General features: G+C 72.1%; 14 protein-coding genes. 10 read left to right on the top strand and 4 right to left on the bottom strand.

Going from position 1 to position 12,949, the window contains the following annotated elements; translation table 11 throughout:
• Positions 1 to 2 precede the first annotated feature (2 nt).
• Positions 3 to 1,331 (bottom strand): D-arabinono-1,4-lactone oxidase, encoded by a 1,329-nt coding sequence (locus tag PUR26_RS03785; protein WP_329869190.1) that lies wholly within the window; start codon positions 1,329 to 1,331, stop codon positions 3 to 5.
• Positions 1,282 to 2,532, bottom strand: coding sequence for an MFS transporter (locus PUR26_RS03780; protein ID WP_329869188.1), 1,251 nt, complete (start codon positions 2,530 to 2,532; stop codon positions 1,282 to 1,284). The genes PUR26_RS03785 and PUR26_RS03780 overlap by 50 nt, the downstream gene beginning before the upstream one ends.
• Positions 2,533 to 2,639: 107 nt before the next feature.
• On the opposite strand from PUR26_RS03780, the gene PUR26_RS03775 reads away from it, so the two are divergent.
• Complete coding sequence (locus PUR26_RS03775) at positions 2,640 to 3,767, top strand: ferrochelatase (protein ID WP_329869186.1); 1,128 nt, start codon at positions 2,640 to 2,642, stop codon at positions 3,765 to 3,767.
• A 124-nt stretch (positions 3,768 to 3,891) separates the two neighbouring features.
• Positions 3,892 to 4,692 (top strand): inositol monophosphatase family protein, encoded by an 801-nt coding sequence (locus PUR26_RS03770; RefSeq protein ID WP_329869184.1) that lies wholly within the window; start codon positions 3,892 to 3,894, stop codon positions 4,690 to 4,692.
• Positions 4,693 to 4,850: 158 nt separating this feature from the next.
• Here PUR26_RS03770 and PUR26_RS03765 read toward each other — a convergent pair whose 3' ends face one another.
• Positions 4,851 to 5,021 carry a hypothetical protein gene (locus PUR26_RS03765; RefSeq protein WP_329869182.1) on the bottom strand — a complete coding sequence of 57 codons (171 nt, stop codon included), beginning with the start codon at positions 5,019 to 5,021 and terminating at the stop codon, positions 4,851 to 4,853.
• A gap of 311 nt (positions 5,022 to 5,332) precedes the next feature.
• Between PUR26_RS03765 and PUR26_RS03760 the strand changes: the two genes are divergently transcribed.
• The 4 genes from PUR26_RS03760 (at position 5,333) to PUR26_RS03745 (ending at position 8,823) form a co-directional block, all read left to right on the top strand.
• Positions 5,333 to 5,986 carry a response regulator transcription factor gene (locus tag PUR26_RS03760; protein WP_329869180.1) on the top strand — a complete coding sequence of 218 codons (654 nt, stop codon included), beginning with the start codon at positions 5,333 to 5,335 and terminating at the stop codon, positions 5,984 to 5,986.
• 3 nt (positions 5,987 to 5,989) lie between these two features.
• Positions 5,990 to 7,216, top strand: a complete 1,227-nt coding sequence (locus PUR26_RS03755) for a sensor histidine kinase (protein WP_329869178.1) — start codon at positions 5,990 to 5,992, stop codon at positions 7,214 to 7,216.
• A gap of 394 nt (positions 7,217 to 7,610) precedes the next feature.
• Complete coding sequence (locus PUR26_RS03750) at positions 7,611 to 7,907, top strand: DUF4193 domain-containing protein (protein WP_003955561.1); 297 nt, start codon at positions 7,611 to 7,613, stop codon at positions 7,905 to 7,907.
• Between the two features lie 13 nt (positions 7,908 to 7,920).
• The gene (locus PUR26_RS03745) at positions 7,921 to 8,823 is read left to right on the top strand and encodes a hypothetical protein (protein WP_329869176.1); all 903 of its coding nucleotides are present in this window, start codon (positions 7,921 to 7,923) and stop codon (positions 8,821 to 8,823) included.
• 447 nt (positions 8,824 to 9,270) lie between these two features.
• Here the strand turns inward: PUR26_RS03745 and PUR26_RS03740 are convergent, their stop codons facing one another.
• Complete coding sequence (locus PUR26_RS03740; RefSeq protein WP_329869174.1) at positions 9,271 to 9,807, bottom strand: DUF3093 domain-containing protein; 537 nt, start codon at positions 9,805 to 9,807, stop codon at positions 9,271 to 9,273.
• A gap of 70 nt (positions 9,808 to 9,877) precedes the next feature.
• On the opposite strand from PUR26_RS03740, the gene PUR26_RS03735 reads away from it, so the two are divergent.
• The 4 genes from PUR26_RS03735 (at position 9,878) to PUR26_RS03720 (ending at position 12,762) form a co-directional block, all read left to right on the top strand.
• Positions 9,878 to 10,441: a PaaI family thioesterase gene (locus tag PUR26_RS03735; RefSeq protein WP_329869344.1), complete on the top strand. Its 564-nt coding sequence runs from the start codon at positions 9,878 to 9,880 to the stop codon at positions 10,439 to 10,441.
• Positions 10,441 to 10,953: a dUTP diphosphatase gene (dut, locus tag PUR26_RS03730; protein ID WP_329869172.1), complete on the top strand. Its 513-nt coding sequence runs from the start codon at positions 10,441 to 10,443 to the stop codon at positions 10,951 to 10,953. Before PUR26_RS03735 ends, dut begins: the two co-directional genes overlap by 1 nt.
• A 1-nt stretch (position 10,954) precedes the next feature.
• Positions 10,955 to 11,728: a DUF3710 domain-containing protein gene (locus PUR26_RS03725; RefSeq protein WP_329869170.1), complete on the top strand. Its 774-nt coding sequence runs from the start codon at positions 10,955 to 10,957 to the stop codon at positions 11,726 to 11,728.
• Between the two features lie 320 nt (positions 11,729 to 12,048).
• Positions 12,049 to 12,762 (top strand): ABC transporter ATP-binding protein, encoded by a 714-nt coding sequence (locus PUR26_RS03720; protein WP_443076965.1) that lies wholly within the window; start codon positions 12,049 to 12,051, stop codon positions 12,760 to 12,762.
• The last annotated feature ends 187 nt before the right edge of the window (positions 12,763 to 12,949 follow it).

Genomic DNA, 12,949 nt, shown 5'->3' with positions numbered 1-12,949 from the left:
GGTCAGGCGCCCAGGACCCGCCGGAGATAGTCGTTGCCGAACAGCCGGTCCGGGTCCAGCCGGTCACGCAGCGCGGTGAACTCGCCGAACCGCGGATAGACCTCCGCGAGGTACGCGGCGTCCCGGGTGTGCACCTTGCCCCAGTGCGGCCGGCCCCCGTGCGCGGTCAGGATCCGCTCCACCGCGGTGAAGTACGACCGGTACGGGGTGCCCCGGTACATGTGCACCGCGATGTACGCGGTCTCCCGGTCCGAGGCCGTGGAGAGCGCGATGTCGTCAGCGGGAGCCGTCCGTACCTCCACCGGAAAACTGACGCGCAGCGGGGACCGCTCGACCATCGCCCGCACCTCGCGCAGCGCCGCGACGGCGGCCTCGCGCGGAACGGCGTACTCCATCTCCATGAAGCGCACCCGGCGCGGGCTCGTGAAGACCTTGTACGGGATGTCCGTGTACGTACGGGCCGACAGCGCCCGGCTGGAGATCCTGGCCATCGCCGGGATGGCGGCCGGCACGGCCCGGCCGACCGAGTTCACCACCTGGAAGAGGCCGTTGGAGAGGAACTCGTCCTCGATCCAGCCGCTGATCCGTCCGGGTGGAGCGGCAGGCCCGGCGCTGCGGTTGTTGCGCTTGGTGTTGCAGTTGCCGGTGTGCGGGAACCAGTAGAACTCGAAGTGCTCGTTCTCGGCGTGCAGCGCGTCGAAATCCGAGGTGACCCGGTCGAAGGTCATCGGTTCCTCGCGCGCCGTGAGCAGGAAGACCGGCTCGATCGCGAAGGTGATCGCGGAGACGACGCCCAGCGCGCCGAGCCCGATGCGCGCGGCCGCGAAGACCTCCGGGTTCTCCTTCTCGGAACAGGTGAGCACCGAGCCGTCCGCCGTGACCAGCTCCAGCTCCCTGATCTGCGCGGCGATCGAGGCTGTGTCCCGGCCGGTGCCGTGCGTCCCCGTACTGGTCGCGCCCGCCACGGTCTGCTCCATGATGTCGCCCATGTTCGCGAGCGACAGGCCCTCCCGGGCCAGAGCCGTGTTCAGCCGCTTCAGCGGGGTGCCCGACTCCACGGTCACGGTCATCGCGCGCCGGTCGATCCGCCGGATCCCGGTGAGCAGATCCGGTCTGATCAGCACGCCGTCGGTGGAGGCGATGGCGGTGAAGGAGTGCCCCGTCCCCACCGTCTTGACCCGCAGTCCGTCCTCCGCGGCCCTGCGTACCGCGTCGGCGAGCTCTCCCACCGAGGCGGGACGGGCTTCCCGCACGGGCCGGGCGGCGACGTTCCCCGCCCAGTTACGCCACGTGCTGCCCGGACTGTCCGGACCGATGCGAGTCCTGCTCACGCTGCCCCTCCCCAGTCGGCACCGGCCTGCGCAGCCGGCGGTACCCCAGGAACGCCACCGCGGCCGCGAACACTCCCGCGACGCCGGGCACCGCGTACCCCGCCGCCGCCCCGTGCGCGTCGACCACCCATCCGGCGACCGAAGAGCCGAGCGACACGCCCACCGCGAGTCCCGTACCCGTCCAGGACATGCCCTCGGTCAGCTTGCTGCGCGGTACGTGCGCTTCGACAAGAGCCATGGTGGTGACCATCGTCGGTGCGATGGCGAGGCCCGCGACAAAGAGCGCCACGGCCAGGAACGGCAGGCTCCCGGCCAGTTGGAGGGGGATCATACTCACGGCCATCGCACAGACACCCAGGACCCACCTGCGGGACGGCTCGCCCTTCAGGTGCAGCAGCCCGAAGACCGCGCCGGCGAGGCAGGAGCCCAGCGCGTACACCGCCAGCACCAGGCTCGCGGCCGCCTTGTGGCCCGCCTCCTCGGCGAACGCCACCGTCACCACGTCGACGGCGCCGAAGATCGCGCCGGTCGCGACGAACGCGGCCACCAGCACCTGGAGCCCGCGGGAACGCAGCGCCGAGCCGCCGGTGTGGTGGCCGACCGGGTGCGGCCGGGGCTCGGTCGCGCGCTGGGAGGTCAGCCACCAGACCCCGACCAGCAGGAACAGGCCCGCGAGCAGCGGACCGGCCTCGGGGAACCAGATGGTCGACAGCCCGATCGACACGATCGGCCCGAAGATGAAGCACACCTCGTCGATGATCGACTCCACCGAGTACGCGGTGTGCAGTTCACGCGGAGAGCCCTGGTAGATCGTCGCCCAGCGCGCCCGGGTCATCGCGCCGACGCTCGGCACACAGCCCGCGCCCGCCGCGAAGACGAACAGCGTCCAGTCCGGCAGGCCCTGCTGGGCGCAGACCAGCAGCCCGGTCACCGCCGCCAGCGCGATCAGCGTCGCGGGGCGCAGCACCCTGCGCTGCCCGTGCCGGTCGACCAGACGCGAGATCTGCGGCCCGAGCACGGCGGCGGAGAGCGCGAGCGTGGCCGCGAGCGTCCCGGCCAGCGAGTAGCGGCCGGTGAGCTCGGAGACCATCGTCATGATGCCGATGCCCATCATGGACAGCGGCATCCGGCCGATGAAACCTGCGGCGGAGAACCCCAAGGTGCCGGGGGCGGCGAAGATCGCGCGGTAAGGACTGGGCAAGGAGCACTCCGGTAAGGCGTATGGGCAGCCTTTACAGATTACGTCCGAACAGAGGGCCGCGCACGGTGGTTTTCCGGCTGTCGGAGGCGGGTGGCAGGATCGTTCCCATGTCCGATCAGCGTGATCCAGCCCCTTACGACGCCCTGCTGCTTCTCTCCTTCGGCGGTCCCGAGGGCCCCGACGACGTGGTCCCGTTCCTGGAGAACGTCACCCGGGGGCGCGGCATCCCCAAGGAACGTCTCAAGGAAGTGGGGCAGCACTACTTCCGGTTCGGCGGCGTCAGTCCGATCAACGAGCAGAACCGCGCGCTGCTCGGCGCCCTGCGCGAGGACTTCGCCGACGCCGGTCTCGACCTGCCCGTCCACTGGGGCAACCGGAACTGGGCCCCGTACCTGACCGACACGCTGCGCGGGATGGTCGAGGACGGGCATCGCCGCATCGCGGTCCTCGCCACCAGCGCGTACGCCTCGTACTCGGGCTGCCGCCAGTACCGCGAGAACCTGGCCGACGCGCTCGCCACGATCGAGGCGGAGGGGCTGCCGCTGCCGAAGGTGGACAAGCTGCGGCACTACTTCAACCACCCCGGGTTCGTGCGCCCCATGGTCGAGGGTGTGCTGAGGTCGCTGGCCGAGCTGGACGAGTCCGTCCGCGCCGGCGCCCACCTCGCCTTCACCACGCACTCCATCCCCACCGCGGCCGCCGACACCTCCGGCCCCATGGAGGAACACGGCGAGGGCGGCGCGTACGTGGCGCAGCACCTGGACGTCGCCCGCCTCATCGCCGACGCGGTCCGGGACGAGACGGGTGTGGAGCACCCCTGGGAGCTCGTCTACCAGTCGCGCAGCGGCGCGCCCCACATCCCGTGGCTGGAGCCGGACATCTGCGACCACCTGGAGGCCGTGCACGAGGCCGGGGCGCCGGCGGTCGTGATGGTCCCCATCGGTTTCGTCTCGGACCACATGGAGGTCCTGTACGACCTCGACACCGAAGCCACCGCCAAGGCGGCCGAGCTGGGCCTGCCGGTCCGCAGGTCCGCCACGGTCGGCGCCGACCCCCGCTTCGCGGCCGCCGTCCGTGACCTCGTCCTGGAGCGCGCGGCGACCGAGCGGGGCGCGCGGGCGGAGCGGTGCGCGCTGGGCGCCCTGGCCCCCTCGCACGATCTGTGCCCGATCGGCTGCTGCCCCGCGCGCGCCGAGCGGCCCGCGGCGGCGGGAGCCGACAGCCCGTACGCGTGAGCCGGTACGGGCGCCCGCGGTGCTCCGGCCCCGGCCACGGGCACGCCGGGACGGACGGATTGGCCACGGAGGCGCGCGGGGACGCGTGCAAGGGACGAGAACGTGTGACGCCTGAGGAGACGCTGTGACCGATCCGCTCCTGAACGAGCTGCTGGAACTGGCCCTGGAGGCCGGCCGCAGGGCCGGTGCGCTGCTGCGCGACGGCCGCCCGGCCGACCTCGGGGTCGCGGCGACCAAGTCGAGTCCCATCGACGTCGTCACCGAGATGGACATCGCCGCCGAGAAGCTGATCACCGGCTTCCTCGCCGGGCACCGCCCCCAGGACGGCTTCCTCGGCGAGGAGGGCGCCGCCTCGGAGGGCACCAGCGGGGTCCGCTGGGTGATCGACCCGCTCGACGGCACCGTGAACTACCTCTACGGTCTGCCGACCTGGGCCGTCTCGATCGCCGCCGAGCACGACGGCGAGACCGTGGTGGGGGTGGTGGAGGCTCCGATGCGCGGCGAGACGTTCCACGCGGTACGCGGCGGCGGGGCCTTCCTGAACGACCGCGCCATCCGCTGCCGGCCGGCCCCGGCGCTGGACCAGGCCCTGGTGTCGACCGGTTTCAACTACGTGGCCGAGGTCCGGGCGCACCAGGCGGACGTGGCCCAGCGCCTCATCCCGCGCCTGCGTGACATCCGCCGGAGCGGCTCCGCGGCGATCGACCTGGCCGACGTGGCGGCGGGACGTCTGGACGGCTACTACGAGCGCGGGCTCCACCCGTGGGACCTGGCGGCCGGCGATCTGATCGCCCGGGAGGCCGGCGCCCTGACCGGTGGCCGGCCGGGAGCCGCCCCCTCCGGCGAGCTGGCGATCGCGGCGCCCCCGGGCGTCTTCGAACCGCTCCGGGAGCTGCTGGAGGGGTTCGGCGCCTGGCACGACTGAGGCGGCCCGGCGCGAGCGCGCCGCGGGCGACGGGCACGGAAGACGGGCCGCGGACGACGGAAGGGCCCCGGCGTCGTCGTCCCTTTGACGCCGGGGCCCTTCCGCGTACGGCCCGTGCGGGGCCGTAAGGGGCCCGTACACGGGCCGTCCGTACGAGGTCAGGCGAGGGCGGCGACCTCCACGCCGTGTTCGGCCGCGAGCCGGTGCAGGTCGTCCAGCTCTGCCTGCTCGACATCCGCCAGGAAGTCGTCGCCCGTCTCGCGAGCCCTGGTGAGGTCGGTCTCCGCGGCCTTTATCCGCTGCAGCAGTCCTGCGGTGAAAGCGTCCATCGTGCTCCCCCTCGTCATGGGTCGGTGGCACGGGGGTGTGCCGAGGGTGGTCGATCACGTGCCACACCTCTGGGGGACAGAGCGGTTTGTGGCGTGCCACATACAGGGCGTGATCTCGGGTGTGCAGTCGTCCTCCCCCGGGGTTACGTCACGGAAACCTCAACTCTTCCGGGAAATCGGTGAATTCCCGGTGAGGACCGTCGGCCCCAAGCCGCCTTACAGCCGGTTTACGCGCGTACGGGGCAGGATGGGCACGCACAGTCAGTGCGAACGAGCTGCCCGGGACCGGGCACGGAGGAAGGAAAAGCGCCGTGCGCGTACTCGTCGTCGAGGACGAGCAGCTGCTCGCCGATGCGGTGGCCACCGGGCTGCGCCGGGAGGCCATGGCCGTGGACGTCGTGTACGACGGGGCCGCCGCCCTGGAGCGCATCGGGGTCAACGACTACGACGTGGTCGTCCTGGACCGTGACCTTCCGCTGGTCCACGGCGACGACGTCTGCCGGAGGATCGTCGATCTCGGCATGCCCACCCGTGTCCTGATGCTCACCGCCTCCGGCGACGTCAGTGACCGGGTGGAGGGCCTGGAGCTCGGCGCCGACGACTACCTGCCCAAGCCGTTCGCCTTCAGCGAGCTCACCGCGCGCGTGCGGGCCCTCGGACGCCGTACCACCGTGCCCCTGCCGCCCGTCCTGGAGCGCGCGGGCATCAAGCTCGACCCGAACCGCCGCGAGGTGTTCCGGGAGGGCAGGGAGATCCAGCTGGCACCGAAGGAGTTCGCCGTGCTGGAGGTCCTGATGCGCAGCGAGGGGGCGGTCGTCTCGGCCGAGCAGCTGCTGGAGAAGGCCTGGGACGAGAACACCGACCCGTTCACCAACGTCGTGCGCGTGACGGTGATGACCCTGCGCCGCAAGCTGGGCGAACCGCCGGTGATCGTCACCGTCCCCGGTTCCGGCTACCGGATCTGACCCGTGGCCGCCACCCCCGCGCCCCCACAGGCGCCCCCCAAGCCGACCTGGGACCCCAGGGAACCCGTACGCCCCTGGCTGCGCCCCACCATCCGCATACGCCTCACGCTGCTGTACGGCGGGATGTTCCTGATCGCCGGCATCCTGCTGCTGTCGATCATCTACCTGCTGGCCGCCCAGGCGCTGCACATCGGAAGCGAACTGCCGTTCGAAATCGTGAGCGGCCAGGTGAAGAGCGACGTCTGCAACTTCCCCAAGGGAGCGCTGCCCGCCGAGTTCAACGCCGCCATGAACGCCTGCGTCAACGAGCAGCGCCAGCACGCCCTGGACGACCTGCTGCGGCGCTCGCTGTTCGCGCTGCTGGGCCTGAGCATCATCGCCTTCGCCTTCGGTTACGCGATGGCGGGCCGGGTCCTGTCCCCGCTGGGCCGCATCACCCGCACCGCCCGGCAGGTGGCCGGCTCGGACCTCACCCGCCGCATCGAGCTGGACGGTCCGGACGACGAGCTCAAGGAGCTCGCGGACACCTTCGACGAGATGCTGGACCGGCTGGAGCGGGCGTTCACGGCGCAGCAGCGGTTCGTCGCCAACGCCTCGCACGAGCTGCGCACCCCGCTGGCGATCAACCGCACGCTGCTGGAGGTGCACCTGTCCGACCCGGGTGCGCCCGTGGAGCTCCACCAGCTCGGCAAGACGCTGCTGGCCACCAACGAGCGCAGCGAGCAGCTGGTCGAGGGCCTGCTGCTGTTGGCCCGCAGCGACAACCAGACCGTCGAGCGCAAGCCCGTGGACCTCGCGGAGGTCGCCTCCCGCGCCATTGACCAGGTGCGCGGCGAGGCGGAGGCGAAGGGGGTGGAGGTCCGTGGGGAGTGCGGTCCGGCCGTGGTGCAGGGCAATGGCGTCCTGCTGGAGCGGATCGCCCTGAACCTGGTGCAGAACGCCGTGCGGTACAACGTTCCCGAGGGCGGCTGGGTGGAGGTCTCCACCGAGACCCAGCACGGCCAGGCGGTGCTCGTAGTATCGAACACGGGACCTGTGGTCCCCGCGTACGAGATCGACAATCTCTTCGAGCCGTTCAGGCGGCTGCGGCAGGAGCGGACGGGCAGCGACAAGGGCGTCGGGCTCGGCCTGTCGATCGCCCGGTCCGTCGCGCGTGCCCACGGGGGCCGTATCATCGCGGAGCCCCGCGAGGGCGGCGGCCTCGTGATGCGTGTCACGCTTCCTGCTTGACGCACTGACCGAGCCTCTGAATGTGTTCGCTTTGCGCGAAATTTCCGGAGCCCGTTTCCGGTTGATTCGTGTGTGATCGATCACAAGGGCGCAATTCTGGCCATCTACTCTCCGTGATCAAGAATTCCCCCAAAAAACCGGGAAAAGTCCGGGTTTCCGGGGGGTGAGATCACGGGAAGTACACGGGGTGGCGCCCGTGAAGGGGGCCATTCGGACCGTGTACGGTCCCGTTCGCCACCCAAACCTGATCACTCGCAAGGGATCCGGTTGGGTGTCGATTGAGTAACAGACCTTGATGTGAGGCAAAATCTCCGCCTCAGGTCGGGCACAAGTCCGGCCTCTCACGCGTTACGTGCGCTGGAGACACCGCAAACACCCAGAGGGGGAGAGCGACATGGCAACGGATTACGACACCCCACGCAAGACCGACGACGACGTCGACTCGGACAGCCTTGAAGAACTGAAGGCCCGGCGGAACGACAAGTCGACCTCGACCGTCGATGTCGACGAGTTCGAGGCCGCCGAAGGGCTGGAGCTGCCCGGCGCGGACCTTTCCAATGAGGAACTGGCCGTCCGGGTCCTGCCCAAGCAGGCCGATGAGTTCACCTGCATGAGCTGCTTCCTCGTGCATCACCGCAGTCAGCTGGCGAGGGAGAAGAACGGCCAGCCGATCTGCCGAGACTGCGACTGAGGTCCGGTTGGCCGTGGCAGGCGACAACCCGTCTCGGAAGCGGCGCTTCCGGCTCCCTGGGAGGCCGGAGGCGCACCAGGGCGGCCCGGGCCCGGCACACGGTGCGCAGAACGCACCGGACGCCGAGCACTCCGCCCTCCTGCCCTCCCCCGGCGCACGTGACGACGAGCGGGGCCCTGCGGCCTCGCTCGAAGCACGCGGGCCGGAGGGACTTCCCGCCCGCCCGCAGGGGCGCCTGGGCGCCGTCAGGCGCGGCGTGAAGAAGACCGGTGAGGGCGCCAGGGCGGCCCTCGGCCACCTCGCCGACCGGCTCATCGAGAACGCCCCGCGCGTTCCCGTCAGGGACCTGGCCACGCTGCGCAGGCAGTTTCCCGGCCTGGGACCGGAGGAGCTCGCGGACAAGCTCATCGCGGGCGCGGCCAACGCCACCTCCACGGTGGGCGCCGGCGTCGGCGCGGCCGCCATGCTGCCCGTACCACCCGCGATGCCGGCCGAGCTGGCAGCGGAGATCACGAGCGTCGCGGCGATCGAGCTGAAGCTCGTCGCCGAACTCCACGAGGTCTACGGCATGCGACCGCCGGGCAACCTCACCCAGCGGGCCATGGCGTACCTGACGTCCTGGACGGAGGAGCGGGGTATCGACGTCACCCGGCCCACCACTTTCGACACGGCCCTCGGCGGCCGTATGAAGCGCGAGCTGCGCCAGCAGATCATGAAGCGCATGGTGCGCAACCTGCCGAACCTGATGCCGTTCATGATCGGTGCGGCCGTCGGCGCCGTAATGAACCGGCGCGACACCAAGAAAGTCGCCGAGCACGTCCGCAAGGACCTGCGCGAACGGCAGATCCCCTGGGACGCGCTGCCCGAGCTCCCGCCGCTGGAACAGCCCGAGAACCCGAAGCGGCTCGGCTTCTAGCGCGCGCCTGTACGTTCCTCCCGGCCGCTGCCCTCCCGGGCCCGGCCACCCCGCCCGAGGCGCGCCCGCGCGGCTCCGGGACCCGTTGCCGACCCGTGAGCGCGCGCCCCGCCGCATGCGGCCCCGCCCGCCATGCCCGCGCCCACCCCTTCACGGTGTGCGGCGTGACGCCTGCCCGCGCGCGGCCCCCGCCCGGGTCTCCACCCTCCATGCCTCGTCTGCGGCATGCCCTCGCGGCGGCCGGGCCGTCATGGCGCAGGAAGAGGTCCTCCACGCTCGCCCGCGGCGTGCCCTCGCGGCGGCCGGGTTCGCCCAGCAGGGCGCAGCGGCCGCACCGCGGGGCCGAGGTCACCGCCTCACGTGCACCCAGGCGCCACGCGCCCTGCGAGGCCGACTGCGCCCCGACCCCCGCTGTGCGAGAGGCCGCCCGGGGCGCGGCACCCGTCCCTACGGCGTGCCGGGTACGGTCGGGGCGTCCGCCTGGTCCTGCGCCTCACGGCCCTCCGGGCCTGCGCCCGCCGTCCGGTCCTGGCCCAGCGCCGCCGCCAGCGCCCGCGGGTCGCGGGTCGACAGATAGACGTACGGCGTCGGGTCGTCCGGGTCCGTCACCTCGACCCGCAGTGCCGTCGGGACGTAGCCGCGCAGCAGCATGAAGGCACGCGCGTCGGCCTTGTAGCTGCGCCAGGCGCGCGCCTCCTCGGCGTCCAGCACCTCCGGCTCGCCCAGCGCCGACAGCGGGATCCGCGCGTCACCGGCGACCAGCGAGCCCGCGACCACCCGGATGCGGGCGGAGCCGTACGAGCTGACCGCCACCGACGCCAGCGCGGCCGCGCCGATCAGCCCGCCCAGCATCGGGACGGGACCCAGCGGCAGCATGACCAGTCCGCCCGAGATGCCGATCAGGGCGGCGATCACCCACCAGGACCGGGGAGCGGTGAGGCGTTCGTCGTACCGGGGGGCGGAAGCCGGGGCTGAAGGCTGCATGCGTCCAAGCTTGGCACGGCGCGACCCGCGGTCGGCCGCGCGGGTAAGGTCTGCGCCTGTGAGCACTGCGATGACGCCTCCCGCCGACGCCATACCGCCGGTACGGCACCCCGACGCGCCCGCCCCCGGGGTACTCCTCGGCGCCCACTACGAACACTGCTTCGGGTGCGGCGGAGGTCAGCCCCACGGGCTGCACCTGGCGGCGCGGGCCGGCGAGGGCGTGACCGTCACCGCCGAGTTCACCGTGACCGCCGACCACCAGGGTGCCCCCGGCCTCGCGCACGGCGGCGTCCTGGCCACCGCCCTCGACGAGACGCTCGGCTCGCTCAACTGGCTGCTGCGGGTGATCGCGGTGACCGGCAGGCTGGAGACCGACTTCGTGCGGCCGGTGCCCGTCGGGACCGTGCTCCACCTGGCGGCCGAGGTCACCGCGGTGGCCGGCCGCAAGATCTACTCCACGGCGACCGGGCGGATCGGCGGACCGGAGGGTCCCGTCGCGGTCCGCGCCGACGCCCTTTTCATCGAGGTCAAGGTCGACCACTTCATCGACAACGGCCGCCCGGAGGACATCCAGGCGGCGATGGCCGATCCCGACCAGGTCCGGCGCGCCCGCGCCTTCGAGGTGAACCCCTGATGCGTAACCCCGTCGACGTACTGATCCGCCGCGTGGACCCGGAGGTGCCGCTTCCGGCGTACGCGCACCCGGGCGACGCCGGAGCCGATCTGGTCACCACCGAGGCCGCCGAACTCGCGCCCGGGGAGCGCGCGGTGCTGCCCACCGGAGTGTCCATCGCCCTGCCCGACGGGTACGCGGCGTTCGTGCACCCCCGCTCCGGGCTGGCGGCCCGCTGCGGAGTAGCTCTCGTGAATGCCCCGGGGACCGTGGATGCCGGGTACCGTGGGGAGATCAAGGTGATCGTGGTCAATCTGGACCCGCGCGAGAGCGTGCGGTTCGATCGATTCGACCGGATCGCCCAACTGGTCGTTCAGCAAGTCGAGAAGGTCCGTTTCCACGAAGTGGCGGAGCTTCCCGGCTCGGCGCGGGCCGAGGGGGGCTTCGGGTCCACCGGCGGTCATGCCGCCGCGGAGGGCTGGACGGGTGGGAATCGATACGCTTCGGTCGTATCCGACCGGGAAGGACAGTGACGTGTTCGGACGTCGCAAGAAGAGCAGTCCCGCTGGGGACACAGCGGACACGGCGGGCGAGGCCGAGCAGGTCGTCGACGAGGTCGACACTGACGACGCGGCGCAGGACGAGCCGCGCCGGGTGAACCTTCCGCCGGCGCCCCGGCCCGACGGGCCCTGGGACGTATCCGAGGTATCCAAGCCCGACGAGGGACGGGTCGACCTGGGCGGCATCTTCGTGCCCGGGGTCGAGGGCATGGAGCTGCGGGTCGAGGTCGCGGGCGACGCGATCGTCGCGGCGACGGTGGTGCTGCGCGACAGCGCCATCCAGCTGCAGGCGTTCGCCGCGCCCAAGAAAGAAGGCATCTGGGGCGAGGTCCGCGAGGAGATCGCCTCCGGCATCACCCAGCAGGGCGGTGTCATCGACGAGGTCGAGGGCCCGCTGGGCTGGGAACTGCGTGCCCAGGTCCCGGTCCAGCTCCCGGACGGCACCGGCGGCGTGCAGCTGGTGCGCTTCGTCGGCGTGGACGGGCCGCGCTGGTTCCTGCGAGGGGTCATCTCCGGTCAGGGCGCGGTGCAGCCCCAGGCCGCCGGGCTCCTGGAGCAGATCTTCCGTGACACCGTGGTCGTACGGGGCGAGGGGCCGATGGCGCCGCGTGACCCGATCGTCCTGAAGCTCCCCAACGACGCCCAGATGGTGCCCGAGGGCGTGCAGCAGGAGGACCAGGAGAACTCGCGCTTCGCGGGCGGCATGGGTCAGCTCCAGCGAGGCCCGGAGATCACCGAGGTCCGCTAGCTCCCCTGCGTCCCCGGGCGCCCTGCCGCACCGGGGAAGGCCTCCCGGGTCCGGGGCATCGCTCCGGACCCGGCGCAGGAGTCCGCCGGGCGGAGAACGCCGGGCAAAAGACACGGCGTGGGCCGCATCCCGTACGACGGGGTGCGGCCCACCGGGTTTTCCACAGGGGTTTTCCACAAGCGTTGCACGGCACTTTCGGGGCCTCACATACTGACACCGCAGGGGTGACGGGGAGTGACGGGGGCCTCATGAGTCAGCAGAGCGGTGCACAGCGCAGTGGGCGGGGCCTCGCGGCGGCCGTCGCCGACGGCCCGCCTCCCATGGTGCGGGTGGAGGATCCGCACGGCTCGTACGGCACCGGTGCCGGCGCCGTCCACGCGCCGAGAGGTGTCTCCTTCGAGGTCCGGCGCGGTGAGCTCGTCGCCCTTCAGGGCCGCTCGGGATCGGGTAGGACCACCCTGCTCAACCTGGTCGGCGGCCTGGACACGCCGGACCGGGGACGGATCACCGTCGACGGCACCGACCTCGCGGAACTGGGGGAGAAGGGCCTGCTGGAGCTACGACGCGACCGGGTCGGGTTCATCTTCCAGACCTTCGGCCTGATACCCATCCTGACGGCCGCGGAGAACGTCGGCGTGCCGATGCGGCTGCGCAGGGCCGACCCGCGCGAGCGCGACGAGCGGGTGGCGCTGCTGCTCGCGCTCGTCGGCCTGGCCGATCACGCGGCGCAGCGGCCCGGAGGGCTCTCCGGCGGCCAGCAGCAGCGCTGGCCCGGCGAGCTCTCCGGCGGCCAGCAGCAGCGTGTCGCCATCGCCCGTGCCCTCGCCAACCGGCCGGCCCTCCTGATAGCCGACGAACCCACCGGCCAGCTCGACGCCGAGACCGGCCTCGCGGTGATGGAACTGCTGCGCGCGGTGGTCCACAGCGAGGACGTCACCGCTCTTGTCGCCACGCACGACGCCCAGCTGCTGGGACTGGCGGACCGGGTGCTGGAACCGGGCGACGGTGAGATCACCGAGCACGCCCCGGACTGACCCCGGCGGTGCCGGGCGCCCCGGGGACGCCGGCCTCGCGCCCACCCGGGACCCGTCCCCCGGACCCCGGCCTCGCCGATCGCCGCGCACCGCGTTCGCCCGCTTTCCGGGTGGTGCGCCGACTCCCGGGGGTCGCTCGGCTTCCGCGTGCGCACAGCTCCCGGGGGTCGCCCGGCTTCCGCGTGCG

It is taken from the genome of Streptomyces sp. SP18CS02, from assembly GCF_036322365.1.
GTDB lineage: Bacteria > Actinomycetota > Actinomycetes > Streptomycetales > Streptomycetaceae > Streptomyces.
This window is presented reverse-complemented; position numbering and strand designations above follow the sequence as displayed.

Coding starts and splice junctions, on each gene's coding strand:
- PUR26_RS03775 (WP_329869186.1), top strand. CDS start 2,640: ATGTCCGATCAGCGTGATCCAGCCCCTTACGACGCCCTGCTGCTTCTC.
- PUR26_RS03765 (WP_329869182.1), bottom strand. CDS start 5,021: ATGGACGCTTTCACCGCAGGACTGCTGCAGCGGATAAAGGCCGCGGAG.
- PUR26_RS03750 (WP_003955561.1), top strand. CDS start 7,611: ATGGCAACGGATTACGACACCCCACGCAAGACCGACGACGACGTCGAC.
- PUR26_RS03740 (WP_329869174.1), bottom strand. CDS start 9,807: ATGCAGCCTTCAGCCCCGGCTTCCGCCCCCCGGTACGACGAACGCCTC.
- PUR26_RS03735 (WP_329869344.1), top strand. CDS start 9,878: ATGACGCCTCCCGCCGACGCCATACCGCCGGTACGGCACCCCGACGCG.
- dut (WP_329869172.1), top strand. CDS start 10,441: ATGCGTAACCCCGTCGACGTACTGATCCGCCGCGTGGACCCGGAGGTG.
- PUR26_RS03720 (WP_443076965.1), top strand. CDS start 12,049: ATGGTGCGGGTGGAGGATCCGCACGGCTCGTACGGCACCGGTGCCGGC.